General features: G+C 67.4%; 16 protein-coding genes and 1 pseudogene. 11 read left to right on the top strand and 6 right to left on the bottom strand.

From position 1 onward, the window contains the following. The first annotated feature begins 33 nt into the window (after positions 1–33). The 7 genes from BLS50_RS17550 (at position 34) to BLS50_RS17520 (ending at position 6428) form a co-directional block, all read left to right on the top strand. Entirely contained in the window at positions 34–1635 is a 1602-nt protein-coding gene (locus BLS50_RS17550) for an ABC transporter substrate-binding protein (RefSeq protein WP_069231252.1), read from the top strand. A gap of 10 nt (positions 1636–1645) precedes the next feature. Next, positions 1646–2716: an ABC transporter permease gene (locus BLS50_RS17545; protein ID WP_006478835.1), complete on the top strand. Its 1071-nt coding sequence runs from the start codon at positions 1646–1648 to the stop codon at positions 2714–2716. Between the two features lie 66 nt (positions 2717–2782). Continuing rightward, positions 2783–3697, top strand: coding sequence for a nickel transporter permease (gene nikC / locus BLS50_RS17540; RefSeq protein ID WP_006478834.1), 915 nt, complete (start codon positions 2783–2785; stop codon positions 3695–3697). A 1-nt stretch (position 3698) separates the two neighbouring features. Then, positions 3699–4613, top strand: a complete 915-nt coding sequence (locus BLS50_RS17535) for an ABC transporter ATP-binding protein (RefSeq protein WP_074803004.1) — start codon at positions 3699–3701, stop codon at positions 4611–4613. Then, complete coding sequence (locus BLS50_RS17530) at positions 4610–5386, top strand: ABC transporter ATP-binding protein (RefSeq protein WP_074803001.1); 777 nt, start codon at positions 4610–4612, stop codon at positions 5384–5386. Before BLS50_RS17535 ends, BLS50_RS17530 begins: the two co-directional genes overlap by 4 nt. A gap of 126 nt (positions 5387–5512) precedes the next feature. After that, the gene (locus BLS50_RS17525) at positions 5513–5767 is read left to right on the top strand and encodes a GlsB/YeaQ/YmgE family stress response membrane protein (RefSeq protein ID WP_006478831.1); all 255 of its coding nucleotides are present in this window, start codon (positions 5513–5515) and stop codon (positions 5765–5767) included. 331 nt (positions 5768–6098) lie between these two features. Then, positions 6099–6428 (top strand): hypothetical protein, encoded by a 330-nt coding sequence (locus tag BLS50_RS17520; RefSeq protein ID WP_011547522.1) that lies wholly within the window; start codon positions 6099–6101, stop codon positions 6426–6428. A gap of 21 nt (positions 6429–6449) precedes the next feature. On the opposite strand, the gene BLS50_RS17515 is transcribed toward BLS50_RS17520, so the two are convergent. The 3 genes from BLS50_RS17515 to BLS50_RS17505 form a co-directional block, all read right to left on the bottom strand. After that, entirely contained in the window at positions 6450–7322 is an 873-nt protein-coding gene (locus BLS50_RS17515; RefSeq protein WP_006478829.1) for a LysR substrate-binding domain-containing protein, read from the bottom strand. A gap of 106 nt (positions 7323–7428) precedes the next feature. Then, entirely contained in the window at positions 7429–8328 is a 900-nt protein-coding gene (gene bla / locus BLS50_RS17510; protein ID WP_074802998.1) for a class A beta-lactamase, read from the bottom strand. A 208-nt stretch (positions 8329–8536) separates the two neighbouring features. Next, entirely contained in the window at positions 8537–9406 is an 870-nt protein-coding gene (locus tag BLS50_RS17505; protein ID WP_074802996.1) for a peptidoglycan DD-metalloendopeptidase family protein, read from the bottom strand. A gap of 499 nt (positions 9407–9905) precedes the next feature. Between BLS50_RS17505 and BLS50_RS17500 the strand changes: the two genes are divergently transcribed. The 3 genes and pseudogenes from BLS50_RS17500 to BLS50_RS17490 all read left to right on the top strand — a co-directional run bounded on the left by BLS50_RS17500 (position 9906) and on the right by BLS50_RS17490 (position 13909). Then, entirely contained in the window at positions 9906–10802 is an 897-nt protein-coding gene (locus BLS50_RS17500; RefSeq protein WP_074802993.1) for a LysR family transcriptional regulator, read from the top strand. Positions 10803–10848: 46 nt separating this feature from the next. Then, a complete protein-coding gene (locus BLS50_RS17495) occupies positions 10849–11235 on the top strand; it encodes an ester cyclase (RefSeq protein WP_074802990.1) in 387 nt (128 codons plus the stop codon). 503 nt (positions 11236–11738) lie between these two features. Then, positions 11739–13909 (top strand): annotated as a pseudogene (locus tag BLS50_RS17490) (hypothetical protein). Positions 13910–13992: 83 nt separating this feature from the next. Here the strand turns inward: BLS50_RS17490 and BLS50_RS17485 are convergent. Beyond that, positions 13993–14733 (bottom strand): sulfite exporter TauE/SafE family protein, encoded by a 741-nt coding sequence (locus tag BLS50_RS17485; RefSeq protein WP_176934242.1) that lies wholly within the window; start codon positions 14731–14733, stop codon positions 13993–13995. A gap of 131 nt (positions 14734–14864) precedes the next feature. Beyond that, on the bottom strand, positions 14865–15866 hold the full coding sequence (locus BLS50_RS17480) for an aldo/keto reductase (protein ID WP_074802983.1): 1002 nt from the start codon (positions 15864–15866) through the stop codon (positions 14865–14867). Between the two features lie 140 nt (positions 15867–16006). On the opposite strand from BLS50_RS17480, the gene BLS50_RS17475 reads away from it, so the two are divergent. Continuing rightward, a complete protein-coding gene (locus tag BLS50_RS17475; protein WP_011694772.1) occupies positions 16007–16918 on the top strand; it encodes a LysR family transcriptional regulator in 912 nt (303 codons plus the stop codon). 43 nt (positions 16919–16961) lie between these two features. Here the strand turns inward: BLS50_RS17475 and BLS50_RS17470 are convergent, their stop codons facing one another. Beyond that, positions 16962–18116, bottom strand: coding sequence for a porin (locus BLS50_RS17470; protein ID WP_023476835.1), 1155 nt, complete (start codon positions 18114–18116; stop codon positions 16962–16964). Positions 18117–18329: the final 213 nt, after the last annotated feature.

The following is an 18329-nucleotide window of genomic DNA, read 5'->3' as shown; positions in this document are numbered from 1 at the left end:
TCAACGACTCAAACGACAGATGGAGATGCGCCCATGAAATTCCCGACTTCCCGGCTCGTCGCGGCGCTGGCCGCCGCGTCCCTGTGCGCCGCCGTGCCGCTTTCCGCGGCCCATGCGGAAACGCCGAAGGACATGTTCGTGATGGCCACGCTGCTCGACGAATTCACGACGCTCGATCCAGGCGAGATCTACGAGCTGGTGCCGGAGGAATACGTCGCGAACACGTACGACCGGCTCGTGCGCGTCGACTTGCGCGATCCGTCGAAATTCAACGGCGACGTCGCGCAGTCGTGGACCGTGAGCCCCGACGGTCTGACCTATACGTTCAAGCTGCGCCCGGGCCTCAAGTTCCACTCGGGCAACCCGCTGACGGCCGACGACGTCGCGTGGTCGATCCAGCGCGCGGTGCTGCTCGACAAGGGGCCGGCCGCGGTGCTGACCGGCATCGGGCTCACGAAGGCCAATGTCGCGGCGAACGTGAAGAAGCTGGACGACCAGACGGTATCGATCACGACCGACCACAAGTACGCGCCGACCTTCGTGCTCAACGTGCTCGGCTCGTGGCCCGCGTCGGTGCTCGACAAGAAGCTGCTGCTGTCGCACCAGCAGGGCAACGACTTCGGCAACGCGTGGCTGAAGACCAACGAGGCCGGCTCCGGCGCGTACAAGCTCGTCAAGTGGGCGGCCGGCGACAGCGTCGTGCTGCAACGCTTCGACGGCTACCGGCTGCCGCTCGCGATGAAGCGCATCGTGCTGCGCCACGTGCCCGAAGCGGCAAGCCAGCGGCTGCTGCTGGAAAACGGCGACGTCGACGCGGCGCGCGACCTGAGCCCCGACGATCTCGCGTCGGTCGTGAAAGCGGGCAAGGCGAAGGTCACGGCCTCGCCGCAGGCGACGCTGCTGTATCTCGGCCTGAACACGAAGAACCCGACGCTCGCGAAGCCCGACGTGCAGGAAGCGCTGAAGTGGCTGGTCGACTATGCGGGCATCCAGGCCAACGTCGTGAAGACGACCTACAAGGTGCACCAGACCTTCCTGCCCGAAGGTTTCCTCGGCACGCTGAATTCGAATCCGTACAAGCTCGACGTCGCGAAGGCGAAGGCGCTGCTCGCGAAGGCCGGCGTGCCGAACGGCTTCTCGGTGACGATGGACGTGCGCAACGACTATCCGTACACGGAGATCGCGCAGGCCGTGCAGGCGAATTTCGCGCAGGCCGGCGTCAAGGTGCAGCTGATCCCCGGCGACAACAAGCAGACGCTCGCGAAATACCGCGCACGCCAGCACGACATCTACATCGGCGAATGGTCGGCCGACTACATCGACCCGCACAGCAACGCGCAGGGTTTCGCATGGAATCCCGACAACGGCGACAAGTCGAGCTATAAAATGCTGGCCTGGCGCAACAGCTGGGACATTCCGCAACTGACGAAGGAAACCGACGCCGCGCTCGCCGAGCCGACCGCCGCGCAACGCGCGCAGCGGTACCAGGCGATGCAGAAGGAGATACTCGCGCGCTCGCCGTTCGTGATCATGTTCGAGAAGGTCGCGCAGGTCGCGACACGTCCCGGCGTGAGCGGGCTCGAAGTCGGTCCGATCAACGATCTCGTGTCGTACCGTCACCTGAAGAAGCAATAAGGTTCACCGCATGTCGACTCCCGCCTCCTCCCTCGAAGCACTGCGCACGCTGCCCGCGCGGCGCCCGGCCGTACGCTGGGCGCTGCGCGTGTTGCGCTGGGCGCTCACGCTCGCCGTCACGTTCGCGGGGCTGCTCGCGCTGACGTTCGTGATCGGCCGCAAGGTGCCGATCGATCCCGTGCTCGCGATCCTCGGCGATCGCGCGTCGGCCGAAGCGTATGCGGCCGAGCGTATCGCACTCGGTCTCGACAAGCCGCTCGTCACGCAATTCCTGATCTATGCGCGCGACGTGCTGCACGGCAATCTCGGCATGTCGCTGCTGACCGCGAACCCGGTGCTCGACGACATCAGGCGCGTGTTTCCGGCCACGCTCGAACTCGCGACGATCGCGACGTTGATCGGGATCGCGATCGGCGTGCCGCTCGGCGTCGCGGCCGCGGTAAAGCACAACCGGCCGATCGATCACATCGCGCGCTTCGTCGGCCTGATCGGCAATTCGGTGCCGGTGTTCTGGCTCGGGCTGATGGGGCTGCTGCTGTTCTACGCACGGCTGCACTGGGTCGGCGGCCCGGGCCGGCTCGATCCCGTGTACGACGGGATGGTCGACCCGCGCACCGGCAGCCTGCTGATCGACGCGGCGCTCGCGGGCGAGTGGGACGTGTTCCGCAACGCGGTGTCGCATATCGCGCTGCCGGCCGCGATCCTCGGCTACTACTCGGTCGCGTACCTGAGCCGGATGACCCGCTCGTTCATGCTCGACCAGTTGAGCCAGGAATACATCGTCACCGCGCGCGCGAAGGGCCTGTCGGAGCGGCGCGTGATCTGGCGGCATGCGTTCGGCAACATCGCGGTGCCGCTGCTCACCGTGATCGCGCTCACGTACAGCAACCTGCTCGAAGGCTCGGTGCTGACCGAGATCGTGTTCGCGTGGCCCGGGCTCGGCTCGTACCTGACCGGCGCGCTGCTGAACGCCGACATGAGCGCGGTGCTCGGCGCGACGCTCGTGATCGGCGCGATGTTCATCACCGTCAACCTGCTGACCGACGCGCTGTACCGCGTGTTCGATCCGCGTGCGCGCTGAGGACGGCTTCGACATGACCGTTTCCCTCCTGCTTCCTTCACCGTCCATGCCGAAGGCTACCCGACCATGAATGCCGCACCGCTCACGCTGCGCGCGTGGCTGCTTTCCGATGCGCCCGCGTCGCGCGCGCAGGCCGCGTGCGGCCTCGCCTACCGCCGCTGGCGCCGTTTCGCGGCCAATCCGCTCAACCTGTTCGGGCTCGCGATCCTGCTGGCGCTGGTCGTCGTCGCGATCGTCGGCCCGCTGATCATGCCGCACGATCCGCTGCGCCAGGTGCTGTCCGATCGCCTGCTGCCACCCGGCTCCGCGTCGCACTGGCTCGGCACCGACCAGCTCGGCCGCGACATTCTCTCGCGAATGATCGCCGGTTCGCGCCTGACGCTCGGCATCGCGCTGCTCGTCGTCGTGATCGTGGTGCCGATCGGCCTGCTGATCGGCACCACCGCCGGCTATTGCGGCGGCTTCGTCGACAGCGTGCTGATGCGCATCACCGACATCGCGCTCGCGTTCCCGAAGATCGTGCTCGCACTCGCGTTCGCGGCCGCGCTCGGGCCCGGCGTGATCAACGCGGTCGTCGCGATCTCGATCACCGCGTGGCCGGCATACGCACGGCTCGCGCGCGCCGAAACGATCCGCATCGCGCAGGCCGACTACATCCATGCCGCGCGGCTGCAAGGCGCGTCGGGCCCGCGCATCCTGCTGCGCTACATCATGCCGCTGTGCATGTCGTCGGTGATCGTGCGCGCGACGCTCGACATGGCCGGCATCATCCTGACCGTCGCGGGCCTCGGCTTTCTCGGCCTCGGCGCGCAGCCGCCGAGCCCCGAGTGGGGCTTCATGGTCGCGTCGGGCCGCAACGTGCTGCTCGACGCGTGGTGGGTCGCGACGCTGCCCGGCATCGCGATCCTGCTCGTGAGCCTCGCGTTCAACCTGCTCGGCGACGGGCTGCGCGACGTCTTCGATCCCCGCCATGGAGCCTGACATGCCGATGCATTCCACCCCCGCGCCCGCGCCGCTCTGCGAGATCGACGGCCTGAAGATCGGCTTTCGCGGGCACGACGGCGTCGTCATCGACGCGGTGCGCGACCTGTCGCTGACGCTCGCGCCCGGCGAGCGACTCGGCATCGTCGGCGAATCGGGCTCCGGCAAGTCGCTGACGGGCCGCGCGCTGCTCGGCCTGCTGCCCGACGCCGCGCGCTGGTCGGCGCGCACGATGCGCTTTGCGGGCCGGGATCTGCTCGCGATGTCCGCGAGCGAACGCCGGCGCCTGTGCGGCAGCCAGATGGGGATGATCCTGCAGGACCCGAAGTATTCGCTGAACCCGGTGATGACCGTCGCGAAGCAGATGGGCGAAGCGTTCCGGCGGCACGAGCCGGGCTTGCGCGGCCGCGCGCTGCGCGAGCGGATCGTCGACGCGCTCGCGGCCGTGCAGATCCGCGATCCGGCGCGCGTCGCCGATGCGTATCCGCACGAGCTGTCGGGCGGCATGGGCCAGCGCGTGATGATCGCGATGATGGTGTCGACCGGCCCGCGCCTCCTGATCGCCGACGAGCCGACCTCCGCGCTCGACGTCGCGGTGTCGATGCAGGTGCTCGCGGTGCTCGACGCGATGATCGCGCGGCACGACACGGGCCTGGTGTTCATCAGCCACGACCTGCCGCTCGTGATGTCGTTCTGCGATCGCGTCGCGGTGATGTATGCGGGTCGCGTGGTCGAAACCTGCGCCGCGCGCGACCTGCGCGATGCGACGCATCCCTATACGCGCGGGCTGCTCGCGGCGAACCCGCCGCTCGCGAACCCGCCCGACGAACTGCCGGTGCTGCGGCGCGATCCGGCGTGGCTCGACGCCGCCGTGCCCACGCCGAGCTCACACGACCCGCAGGAGGCCGCACGATGATCGACGTCGATCACGTATCGATCCGTTTCCCGACCCGCACGGGTCACGTCGACGCCGTGCGCGACGCGAGCTTCGCGGTGCGCGACGGCGAAGTGTTCGGGCTGGTCGGCGAATCGGGTTCCGGCAAGTCGACGCTGCTGCGGGCGCTGACGGGCCTCGTGCCGCTCGCGTCCGGCAGCCTGTCGATCGATGGCCGTCCGGTCGGCGGCACGCCCGATCGCGCGTTCCGCCGGCACGTGCAGATGGTGTTCCAGGACCCGTACGCGTCGCTGCATCCGCGCTTCACGGTCGACCAGACGCTGCGCGAGCCGCTGTCGATCCATGCGATCGGCGACGCCGATGCGCGGATCGCCCGCGCGCTCGCCGAGGTCGGCCTCGGCCCCGCGTTCCGCTTCCGCTATCCGCACCAGTTGTCGGGCGGCCAGCGGCAACGCGTGGCGATCGCGCGCGCGCTGATCGTCGAGCCGCGCGTGCTGCTGCTCGACGAGCCGACGTCCGCGCTCGACGTATCGGTGCAGGCCGAGATCCTGAACCTGCTGCGCCGCCTGCATCGCGAACGCCGCCTGACGATGATCCTCGTCAGCCACAACCTCGCGGTGATCGGCTTCCTGTGCCAGCGCGTCGCGGTGATGCAGCACGGCGAGATCGTCGAGCAGTTGCGGATCGAGGACGTACGGGCCGGGCAGGTCGCACGCGACTACACGCGCACGCTGCTGAATGCGACCGAAGGCTATCGCCGCCTCGACCCGGTTGCCGACGCGCCTGCCAAGTGACATCCGCCGGACGCGAACGCATGCGATACTGCGCACGCCACGCGCCGGCTTGCCGCCGCATGGAACCCTCGTGCATCGCACGGGTCAACTTCCTTTCGTCAACAGCACAGCTATAGGGAGGCATTCATGCTGCAATTCATCGAAACCCTGGTGGTCGGGCTCATCGTCGGCCTCCTCGCCCGCGCACTCAAGCCGGGCGACGACAAGATGGGCATCCTGATGACCGTCGTGCTCGGCGTCGTCGGCTCGCTGGTGGCCGGCTATGTCGGCCGCGCCGCCGGCTGGTATGCGCCGGGCCAGGGCGCCGGCTGGATCGCGTCGATCATCGGTGCGATCGTGCTGCTCGTCGTCGTGGGTGCGATCCGCAAGCGCGCGGGCTGAACCCCGCACGCCCCGCTTCACGGCAAAACGGCCGCTCACTCACGAGCGGCCGTTTTGCTTTTCCGGACGACGCAAACCGTTGCCGGCACAACGATTACGGCGATCGTTCGTCATGCGATCTTATGCCACCCGGCGTTTCCCCGACTTGCGGACGCGCAGATCCGGCCTACATTGGTTGAAGCACCACGCGGTCATTTGCTGATTACCGATATTTTCGTTTTTTGATTCAAGAGGTCCGATGGTTTTGCCGTTTACGCAGATAGCATCGTAGCGTTGACGGACTGCCACCCGAGCGGCCCCGCTGCGACGCGCTTCCTCTCTGGAGCCTGTCATGAAGCATCGTGTGTTCGCCTCGTTCGCCCTGGCTGCCTCGCTTCTGGCCTCGTCCTCGTCGTTTGCCGCCGGCGCGTCCGGCATCATCTACTTCTCCGGCATGATCGTCGAGCCACCCTGCTCATTCGCACTCGACGCCAATGCGGCGCAGGCACACGTGCGCCCCGACTGCCCGCGCCCGGCCGCCGGCCAGATCGCGTTCGTCGACGCGGCAACGCAGCGTTCGCTGAAGACGGCGCTCTTCACGCAGGCCTCGCGCGCAATCGTTTTACCTGACCGTCCGGGCAACGACCATGCACCGATGATCGCCGTCGTGACCTACCAGTAAAGCCCGCCGCGGCGCCGCGCGTCAGTCGCGATGGCGCGCGATCCAGTCGCTGAACGCGCGGATCTTCTGCTGGCTGCCGAGGTTCTCGGGGTAGACGAAGAAGTAGCGTGCGCCGGTTTCGAGCACGATGTCGAACGGCCGTTCGAGCCGGCGCGCGCTGACGTCGTCGTCGACGAGCGTCACGTCGCCGATCGCGACGCCGAAGCCCTGCATCGCCGCGTTCGTCGCGAGATCGAGCGTGTCGAACGTCGGCCCGCGCGCGGGATCGACGCCGCGCTCGCCCGCATGGTCGAGCCATGCACGCCAGTCGCGGTGGTCGCGCGTCGGATGCAGCAGCGTGTGGCGCGCGAGATCACCGACCGCGCCGAGCGGCGACGCCTGCCGCAACTCGGGCGCGCACACGGGTGTCAGCCGTTCGTCGAACAGCGGCAGCGCGACGACGCCGGGGCCCGGCGACGTCCCGTAGACGATCGCCGCATCGAACGGTTCGCTCGAGAAATCGACGACGTGCTGCCACGCGGTCGTGATCTGCACGTGGAGATCGGGATGTTCGCCCTGGAAGCGCATGATGCGCGGCAGCATCCAGCGCATCACGCAGGTCGGCACCTTCAGCGCGAGATCGGTGCGCTGCCGCGTGAGCTTCATCGAGATGTCCTCGATCCGCGCGAAGCTCTCGTCGACCACCGGCAACAGCTGCTCGCCTTCCGCCGTCAGCGTGAGGCCCTTCGCATGCCGCTTGAACAGCGGAAACCCGTAATGCGCCTCGAGCGTCTGGATCTGCCGGCTCACCGCGCCCTGCGTGAGGCACAGCTGCTCGGCCGCGCGCGTGAAGCTGCGGTGGCGAGCCACCGTCGAGAAGATCTGCAGCGCGTGCAGGGGCGGAAGTCGGCGCATGGCGAACGGGAAACGGAAAACGGCGCGGAAGGACCGCGCGCCGGCGTCGGCGCGCGCTGACCGACACGATAAGCCAAACGCCGGCTTTGCGCGAGACGCCGAAAATTCAGGTCGTCGCGGTGAGCGCGCCCGCCGCGATGCGCGCCGCCGACGCGATGACGTCCGCGCGCGCCGCGGCATCGGCCTGCGGCTGCGTGAACGACACGGCCATCACGATCGGCGCGCGCGACGGCGGCCACAGCACCGCGATGTCGGTCGTCGTGCCGTAGCCGCCGGTGCCCGCCTTGTCGGCGACGCGCCAGCCGGGCGGCACGCCCGCCGCGATACCGGTCGCCGCGCGTGCGCCGCCGGCCATCCATTCCGTCAGTTGCGCGCGCTGCGGTTCGCGCAGCGTGTCGCCGAGCAGCAGCCGCTGCAGCGTGTCGACCATCGCGACCGGCGTCGACGTGTCGCGCTCGTCGCCGGGCGCGGCCTTGTTCAGCTCGGGTTCCCAGTGATCGAGGCGGAAGGTGGTGTCGCCGCTTTCGCGCGCGAACGCCGTGACGGCCTGCGGACCGCCGAGCACGCCCATCAGCAGGTTGCCCGCGCCCTTGTCGCCCGACTGCAGCATCGCCGCGCATAGTTGCGCGATCGTCATGCCGGTGTCGACGTGGCTTTCCGTAATCGGTGAGCCGGACACGATTTCATAGCGGCGGTACAGGATACGGCGCGGCAGCAGCGACGCGTCGAGCGAGCCGCGCGCGAGCATCGCGGCGGCGGCCATGACCGCATACGTGCCGCACAGCGGGAAGCGTTCGCGCGCATGGTGTGCGATGCGCACGCCGTTCGACGTATCGAGCGCGGCGACGCCGAGTCGCCCGTTCGAGGCTTTTTCGAGTGCGGCGAGTTCGGCCTGGGCAGTATGGGCGCGCCCTTGGTCGGCGACCGGCGCGGACGTGCACGCGGCAACGAACGGTGCAGCCACGGCGGCAAGCAACAGCGAGCGGCGAGTCGGAGAATGTTCCATGAATGAGATCTGTTCTGTCGGAAACGGTGGCGCGAAGCAACGCGGCCGCGCATCGGCGACGCGCGACCGTTCACGCCGACAGCCGGCCCGCGACGGCATTCGCCGCGCTTCCCCGAAGACGCCCGTCGGCCCCGCGATAGCGGGATTCGCATGAACAAACCTTAGCGTAGCAGCGACCGCCGTCGCGTTCCAGCGAAACGGCCGCGCTTCACCCTTGCGACGAAGGCAGGTACGGCATCGGATTCACCGGCTTGCCGTCGCGCCGCACCTCGAACAGCAGCGCGACGCGCGAGTTGTCGAGATCGCCCATCTCGGCGATCGCGTCGCCCTGATGCACGATGTCGCCCGTCTTCACGAGCAGCTTGCGGTTGTGCGCATAGGCGGTCAGGAAATCCGCGTTGTGCTGGACGATGATCAGGCTGCCGTAATCGTTCAGGCCGGTGCCCGCGTACATCACGCGGCCGTCGGCCGCGGCGCGAACCGGGTCGCCCGGCCGGCCGGCGATCTGGATGCCGCGGGTCTGCCCGGGCCGGAACCCGTCGACGATCTTGCCGGTCGCCGGCCACTTGAGCGCGACGCCGCCCGCACGGCGCTTCGTTTCCTTGACGACCTGGCGATCGCTCGCGGTCGATGCGCCGGCCTGCGAAGTGGCCTGCGCTGTTGTCTGCGCAGTTGCTTGATTCCCCGCCGCACCATTGCTCGCGACAGTCTGCGTGCCGGCCGCGCCCGCGGGCGGCAGCGGCTGCTGCTTGACGATGCGCAGTACCTGCCCCATGCGCAGCCTGCCGTTCGCAGCGAGTTTGTTCCAGGTGCGCAAGTCGGCCACGCTGCAATCGTTCGCGGAGGCGATGCCCGTCAGCGTGTCACCGCGTTTCACGACGTACTTTTGCGCGACGAGAATCGGTGCGGCCGGCATCGGTGCGGCCGACGGCGCGGCAGGCGGGCTCGTATCAGCGGGTTTTCCCGCCAGCGTGTCGCTCGGCGGAACGGACTGCGTACTTGCACAACCGGCCATGACGAGCACGGCGGCCAGGCCCGACAGCCACGCCGCCTTAGGGTGAATCTCGCGCGTTTTCATGGACGATCCGACTCCGGTTTGACAATCTTTCAAGCATCTCAAAAACGGAACGGCCGACGTGTAACCGGATGCAAACAATGATGACAAACGATCACGGACCGGATGCCGACCGGCATTCGCTACCGGTAATACGGTCCGATCCGGAAAAACTTGATGGTCTTTTCGCTAGAAAACGGAAGAATTTTCGTCGACAAAAACTATGGCCGACTGATTTCAATAGGCGCAATCCGTGACATTCACCGCAACCATGCGACGAATTCGGCACCGGCCCACGCGACGCCGATGCACAGGAACAGCAAATGCAGCGCGATCTTGAACGACACGCCCCATGACGAATCGATCCGCATGACGGGCTCCCCGGTTGATGTGCGTCCATGATCGGCCACCGATCGCACCCCGAAAATGCGGAAGCGACGAACCAGGCCTCAAGCTGGTCCTGAGACCGGCGCGGCGGTTCCTGCTAACTTATCGGCCATCCCCACCCATCGCTCCGCCCATCATGCGCTTCGACCTGACCGACCTGCGGCTCTTCCTGAACATCTGCGAAGCCGGCACGATCACGAACGGCGCCGAACGCACGCACATCACGCTGCAGGCCGCGAGCGAACGCATTCGCGGGATGGAGGACGAACTCGGCGTGCCGCTGCTGCACCGGACCAAGACGGGCGCGCAGGCCACCGATGCGGGCCGCGCGCTCGAACACCACGCGCGCACCGTGCTGCAGCAGATCGATCACATGCGCGGCGAACTGCAGCAGTACGGCCAGGGGCTGCGCGGCCATATCCGGCTGCTGTGCAACACCGCGTCGCTCAGCGAATACCTGCCCGACGCACTGGCCGATTACCTGCCGAGCCATCCGAAGCTGTCGATCAGCGTCGAGGAACGCTCGAGCCAGGAGATCGTGCACGCGATCCGCAACAAGACGGCGGAGGTCGGCATCGTCGCCGATTCGGTCGGGCTCGGCGGCCTCGAACAGCAGCCGTTCCGCGAAGACTGGCTGATCGTCGTCGTGCCGGCCGCGCATCCGCTCGCGTCGCACGACAAGGTCGCGTTCGACGACATCGCCGACGAAGACTTCATCGGCCTCACCGACGGCAGCGCACTGCAGGTGCATCTCGCCGATCAGGCGCGCGCGATCGGCAAGCGGATTCGTTATCGCGTGCAGCTGAAGAGCTTCGACGCGATCTGCCGCGTGATCGCGAGCGGCGTGGGCATCGGCATCGTGTCGCGGCATGCGGCCGAGCGCGCGATGCTGACGATGGACGTGCGGCTCGTCGAGCTGTCCGATCCGTGGAGCCATCGGAAGCTGACGCTCTGCGCGCGGTCGTTCGACGCGCTGCCGAAGTACACGCGCGAGTTCGTCGCATTCCTGTCCGGCGGCGCACCGCCGCGCTGACGCGCGCCGCATTCGCGTCGCCCCATCGACATACGGAGGCATGACCATGACCGATACCGATCTCGCCACCCGCTATCGCGCGTATATCGACTGCCTGAACCGGCAGGACTGGACGGCGCTCGGCGAGTACGTGTCCGACGACGTGATCCACAACGACCGGCCGCTCGGCCTCGCCGGTTACCGCGCGATGCTGGAACAGGACTTCCGCGACATTCCCGATCTGCGCTTCGAGATCCGGCTGCTCGTGTGCGAGCCGCCGCGTGTCGCATGTCGCCTTCGCTTCGCGTGTTCGCCGCAGGGGACGTTCATGGGGCTCGCCGTCGACGGCCGCAAGGTCACGTTCGCCGAGAACGTGTTCTACGAGTTTCACGAAGGCAAGATCCGCCAGGTGTGGTCGGTGATCGACAAGGCGGCGATCGAGAAGCAGCTTTGAACGTCGTCGAAACGGCGCGGCGTCGCACGCGGCGGCCGGTGTCAGGAGTGCCTGAATGCACTTCGATTCTTATGGATAACGTTTTCTCTCATTACGTATCGAGAATCGGTTTCCAGGTCACGCTCCGGCCGCCGCTTCAAAGCGCGATTTCTCTCACCCGATGACCATTCGATCATCAACGAAAATCCCGACGATTTTCGCATAAGGCCGATTTCCCCTCCCGCACCCTCCGCTCCCGCCATTCGGGTTTCTACCGGCATATCCGATGTGAAAGTTCATTGACATCACGCGGATGGATGCCTAAATTTGGAAAACGTTTTCCAATGCTCGAGCGCGACGCCGGTCACGGCCCGCGCAGGGGGAACGCTTGCCTGCTCGATTTGCGATTCAGGCCATCCGCCTTCAGGGATCAGGGTTTGCAAGGCGGCAGCCGGGTACGGGCATCGAGCGCGGCATCGGTCACACGTGCCCGTGCTTCATCACTATTCAAAACTGGAGACACCATGCATCCGCGCAGCAGATTCGCGCTCGGCGCCGCGCTCAGCGCCCTTTCCGTCGTGTTCGTCAGCGCGTGCGGCGGCAACGACGTGACCGACACGCCGCCATCGCCCCCTCGTCGACCACGCCCGCCACGCCCACGCTCGCGTCGAACTCGCTGCAGGCGCTCGTCTATGGCGCGCCCGACACCAGCGTGCCGGCCGGCACGAACATCCCGGTCACGATGATGGGCCAGATGCGCGCGCTGTTCGACCTGATCCGGAAATCGCCCGATTTCACGCAGGTCGTGATGGATCTCGGCGACGGCACGCCCGTCCACGTGCTCGACACGAACACCGGCGACAAATTCCTGCCCGGCAAGCTCGCGCTCGGCCTGTCGTACATCCTGATCGACATGAAGTCGAAGAACGACCCGCAATACGCGAGCTACCTCGCGACGTACCAGACGATCACGACCGCGATGATGGCGCAGTCGGGCAGCAACTACACGTATGCGAACACGTCGTGGGGCGAGTACTACTACCTCGTCGCGCTGAACAACCTGAAGGCGCACGGGATGCTCAACGAAGTCTTCAGCGACGCGATGCTCGCGACGCTGCAGCAGCGGCTCACCTTCTGCGACATGTTCGGCCCGGATGCGAGCGGCAAGACCAGTACGTGTCCGGCCGCCGGCACGCCGATCGACATCGCGTCGCTCAACACCGCGCAGAACTACTACGCGGTGTCCTACGGCATTGCCGGGCTGCGCCAGAAGCTCGGCTGGGGCAGCCCGTCGTTCGCATCGAAGACCGATCCGGCGGTCGCCGCGATGAGCGCGCGCGACGCGCTGCTGTACACGCTGACGAACCACATCCGCAACGACTCGTCGGGCGGGTTCTCCGACGAAGCATCGAACACGCACACGACCTATTACGACCAGGCGCGCTTCGACCGCTACAGCACGCTGCTGATCGGCGAAGTGGTCGAGCGCACGTTCGAGATGGGCAACGAAGCGAATCTCACGCCGGAGCTCAAGGGCTATCTGCGCAAGTCGGTCGACCTGATCCTGCCGCAGCTGAACGCCGACGGCCAGGGCTTCAACTACGGCCGCTCGATCGGCCCGTACGGCGATTCGGCGTTCATGGAAGTGCTGACGGCCGCGGCCAATGCCGGCGTGCTAACCGATCGCGAGAAACAGGTTGCGTATGCATTCATCTACCAGGCCGCGCGGCGCTTCGACACGTACTGGTACGACCCGTCGCTGCCGACGCCGTCGGTGAACATGTGGGTCAAGGGCCGCGGCACCGACACCTATCGCGGCAAGCCGCGCGTGATGGGCGAGAACTTCAGCCTGCTGCACCAGTACCTGTACGTGAACGCATGGTGGAACAAGCTCGGCTTCGGCGGCCAGGCGCCGATGGCCGATGCGGACTACCGCGCGTGGCTCGACGCGCTGCCGCGCTACACGCTCACCTGGTACAACCAGCCGGGTGACGCCGCGCATCCGTACAGCGCCGCGCTGCTCACCGTGCGCGACGGCCGGCGCGTGATCAACCTGAACCTCAGCCAGGCGCCCGACTACAACTCGTACACGCCGTATTACCCGGTGCCGTTCTCCGACAAGCTGATCTACGGCACGACCGACCTCGGCTATGCGCTGCTGGTGCCGCAGGTGACGTACAACGCGAAGACCTACATTCCGGTCACGTACTACAGGAACCTCAACGTGCAGCAGAGCAACGGCCAGGTGATCGTGTCGTTCGATACGACGAAGTTCCGCCTCGCGTCGAAGAACGCCGCGTACACGACGGATCTCGACCTGCAGGTGCACACGGTGCTGACCTTCGCGCACGGCACGGTGTCGCGCAGCGATACGCTGAGTTCGGGCACGCTCGCCGGCAACCTCGCGGTCGAGACGGACTTCACGTCGTTCGCGGATTTCGCGTCGACGCAGGCCAACGGCGACGGCGTATCGGTGACGTATGCGAACAGCGCCGCGACCGGCTATGCGGCGTCCGGGTTCGACAACTGCGCGCTGTCCGCCTTCGACACGGCGAACGGCGCGACGAATCCGCTGTCGACGACGCCGATCGGGCAATTGCATTCGAACTTCGCGTGCACGACGAAGCCGTTCGCACTTGGCGCGGGCGCGACCCGCACGGTCGGGTGGACGCTGAAGTACGCCGATCCGGCGTGAACGGCGCGAACGCCATGCCGTGACCGTTCCCGAAGCCGGTTGCCGAAACCGGCTTCGGGATCATTCGGCGGCCGGAGGCACGCTCACCGCCACCCCGCCCCCGCCATATACGCGCCGAGCGCGATCAACCCGATGAAGAAGCAACGCTTGAACAGCTTCTCGCTCATCACACGCCGCGCATATTGCCCGCCGGCCATCCCCGCCAGCGCGGGCACGAGCGCGAGCGCCGATACGCCGAGATCGACGGTCTGCAATGCGCCCGTTACGCGCAATTGCAGGCCAAGCACGATCGTCGACGCGGTAAACGACAGCCCGAGCGCCTGGATCAGATCGTCCTTCGACAGCCGCAGTGCCTGCAGGTACGGCACCGCCGGTACGACGAACACGCCGGTCGCGGCCGTCACGACGCCCGTCAGGTAGCCGACCCCGGCCGACAGCCATTTTTCATGGCGCCCCGGCGCGGGCAGCCGCGCCGCCGCGAGCCCCCACAGCCCGTAAAGCACCAGCACGACGCCGAGCGCCGCGTGCGTCCACGTGCTGCCGGCCGCGAGCGCCGGCAATCCGCCCGTCAGCGTGCCGACCGTCAGGCCGGCGAGCAGCGGCCACAGCCGGCGCAGCAACGCGCCGAACGACGGACCGAGCCACAACTGCCACACGTTGGTGACGAGCGACGGCACGAGCAGCAGGCTCGCCGCGGCTGACGGCGGCATCGCGAGCGTCAGCAGCCCCATCGCGATCGTCGGCAGCCCGAGCCCGATCATTCCCTTCACCGCGCCGGCCAACAGGAAAACCAGCACGACGATTGTCAGCGTATGAATCTGCATGGCAGGCATTCCGTCGTTGAGTACGGCGCCGATGGTGCCTGCCCGCCCTGCCGCCCGCCATCTGGTTTTGCCTGAGGCTGGCTCGGGGCCGTCGGCCGAGGCTGTCAGGCCCGGCGATCCGGCCCCGTGGATCACCCCCGGCCCTGCTCGCTGTCGAGGTGCGCCATCTGCGCGGCCGGATAACGCTCGCCGGCAGCCGCCCCGGCGGGAACCGCCGCTTCGATGCGTTGGAGGTCATCGACCGTTAGTTGCAATTTAGTCGCCAGCAAACCGTCCTGCAGTTGGGTGCGCTTGCGCGCGCCGACCAGCGGCACGATGTCGGCGCCGCGCGACAGCACCCACGCGATCGCGACCTGGGCCGGATTGCTGCCCTTCTCCTCCGCGATCGCGCGCAGCGCATCGACCAGCGCGAGGTTATGCGCGAGGTTCTCGCCCTGGAAACGCGGGCTGGCCGCGCGGAAATCGCGCTCGCCCTGCCGCGCCGCGCTCCAACCGCCGCCGAGCAACCCGCGCGACAGCACGCCGTACGCCGTCACACCGATCCCGAGTTCTCGGCACGCGGGCAGTATGTCCGCCTCGATCCCGCGCGACAGCAGCGAGTATTCGATCTGCAGATCGACGATCGGCGCGACGGCGGCCGCGCGGCGGATCGTGTCCGCGCCGACTTCCGACAGCCCGATATGACGCACGTACCCGGCCTTCACGAGATCGGCGATCGCGCCGACCGTTTCCTCGATCGGCACGGCCGGATCGACGCGGGCCGGCCGGTAGATGTCGAGGTAGTCGGTGCCGAGCCGCTTCAGCGAATACGCGACGAAATTCCGGATCGCCGCGGGCCGCGCGTCGTAGCCGGCGAACCCGCCGGCCGGATCGCGCAGCGCGCCGAACTTCACGCTGATCAGTACCTGGTCGCGCGTGCGGCCGCGCAGGGCGTCGCGGATCAGCATCTCGTTGTCGCCCATCCCGTAGAAGTCGCCCGTATCGAGCAGCGTGATGCCGTGGTCGAGCGCCGCGTGCAGCGTCGCGATGCTTTCGTCGCGATCCGCCGGCCCGTAAAAGTCCGACATCCCCATGCAGCCGAGCCCGATCGCCGAAACCTGCGGGCCCGTGCGGCCCAGTCGATGCTTGTCCATGTCCGTGTCCTTGCGGTGTTGACTGAATCAACCGGATTCTGAACGCATCGCGGCGCACGATAAACGCGAAACCCCCAACCAATTCATTCGACGATGATTAACAATGGAGCCTGTTCCAATCGCCACGCTCCCGCCCCCGCATGGACCATCTGCAAGCAATGCGCACCTTCGCGCGCGTCGCCCATCTGGGCAGCTTCACGAAAGCGGCCGAGCAACTCCAGTTGCCGCGCCCGACGGTCAGCAACGCCGTCCAGTATCTGGAAAAGCATCTGAAGATCCGCCTGCTGCAACGCACGACGCGGCGCGTCGCGCTGACCGCCGAGGGCGCGACCTACTACGAGCGCTGCGTGCGGTTGCTGGCCGATCTCGACGATGTGGAAACGCTGTTCGAGGATGCCGGCGCATCGCCGCGCGGCGTGATCCGCGTCGACCTGCCCGAGCGTTTCGCGCTGAACCAGGTCATTCCGGCGCTGCCGGATTTCCACGCGCGCTACCCCGACCTGCGCGTCGTGATCAGCACGACCGACCGCTTCGTCGACCTCGTGGCCGACGGTATCGACTGCGCGGTGCGGGTCGGGGTGCTGTCCGACACGTCGCTCGTCGCGCGGCGCGTCGGCGAGATGGCCCAGATCAACTGCGCGTCGCCCGCCTATCTCGCGCGCCACGGCACGCCGCGCTCGCCGGACGAGCTGCCGGATCACGTCGCGGTCGGTTATTTTTCGAGCCGAACGGGCCGCGAGCTGGACTGGGAATATGCGGACATGGATTCAGGCGAACTGCACGCGGTGAAGATGCACAGCGTCGTGTCGGTCAACAGCTCGCAGGCGTATCTCGCGTGCTGCCTCGCGGGCCTCGGGCTGATCCAGGCGCCGCGCGACGGACTCGCGCCGCTGCTCGCCGACGGCTCGCTGGTCGAGGTGCTGCCGGAATGGAACGCGGCGCCGCTGCCCGTGTCGGTGGTGTTCCCGACCGGCCGGCATCTCGCGCCGCGCGTGCGGATCTTCGTCGACTGGCTCGCGGAAACGCTCGGCGGCATGCACCGGGCGGACTGACGGCGGCCGTGCCGGGGCGCTCGGCGCCGGCGCCGGCGCCCGGTCAGAACTTGTGGCGGATCGCGGCGCGCACCGAGAACTGGTTCGACGACGCCGACGGGCCGTCCGTCCCGACGACATAGCCGCCGTCGGCCGCCGTGCCCGTCTTGTCGCCGCCCACCTTCTGCCACGCGCCCTGCAGGTACACGTCGGTGCGCTTCGACAGGCTGTAGTCGGCCATCAGGCCGACCGTGTGGTACTTCGGCTTGAACGAACCGGCCGCTGCATCGTACTTGCCGTCCGTGTATACGTATTGCGCACCGAGATAGAAATCGGGCGTGAGCTGGTACTTGCCGTTGATTTCGAAGTTCTGGAACTTCGTCGCGGTCAGCCCGAGACCGGCGAACGTCGACGCCGGCAGGTAGACCGTCGATACCGGGTTCTTCACGTCGGTCTTCGTGTAGACGACGCCGACCGTCGCCGGGCCGAACGTGTAGTTGACGCCGCCGCCGAAGATGCGCAGCCGGTCGGCGACGAAGTTCGCGTCGTCGGCCGCGATCGCGCCCGCGCTGCCGATGCCCGGGTTGTTCGCCTGCAGGTACGCGGCCGCGACCTGCAGCCCGGCCAGCGAATACTGCGCGCCGATGCTGTACTGGCGGTTGTTCGAGAAGCCCGTGCTGTTGCTGAAGCTGTACGTGCCGCCGAACGTCAGGCCGTTCCAGTCGGCGCTCGCGTACTTGACCGTGTTGTTGACACGGAACGAGTTGTCCGTGTTGTCGTTGTCGAACGGGTGCGAGAACAGCGTGCCGCCCCAGTTGCCGTTCGCGGTCAGCGGCGCGAGATAGTCGACGACCGCATCGTACTGGCGGCCGAAGGTCAGCGTGCCGAAGCGCGACTCGGACAGCCCGACGAACGCCTGACGGCCGAACATGCGGCCACCCTGGCCGAGCCGGCCGTTGTTCACGTCGAAACCGTTTTCCAGCGTGAAGACCGCCTTCAGCCCACCGCCGAGATCCTCGCTGCCCTTCAGGCCCCAGCGGCTGCCCTGCGCATAGCCGCTCGCGAGCTGGTAATTGGTCTTTCCGACCCCATTGACGTTGACGTTGTTGGTGTAATTGAAGCCTTCGTCGATCACGCCGTACAGCGTCACGCTGGTCTCGGCAAAAGCCGGCGCGGCGAAGGCAGCGAGCGCGGCGGCAAAAATGACGGGGTGCTTCATGACGGATCTCCGGAGCCGATGGCCGGGCAGGCCGAACGCCCGGCGAATGTTTGAGCTGTTGTATGTGTGGCCCGCAGGGCGGACGACGCGGTGTGCGGCCGCGTGAGGACAAAATGGTGTCACGTCGTAAACCGTCCGTCCATCGGGTCCGGGGCGTCGCGCGCAAAGCGTTGCGCTCGTCCAACTGCCCCTTGCGCAGACCGCCTGACCGGG

The sequence above is a fragment of the Burkholderia orbicola genome (assembly GCF_900100915.1).
GTDB lineage: Bacteria > Pseudomonadota > Gammaproteobacteria > Burkholderiales > Burkholderiaceae > Burkholderia > Burkholderia orbicola.
This window is presented reverse-complemented; position numbering and strand designations above follow the sequence as displayed.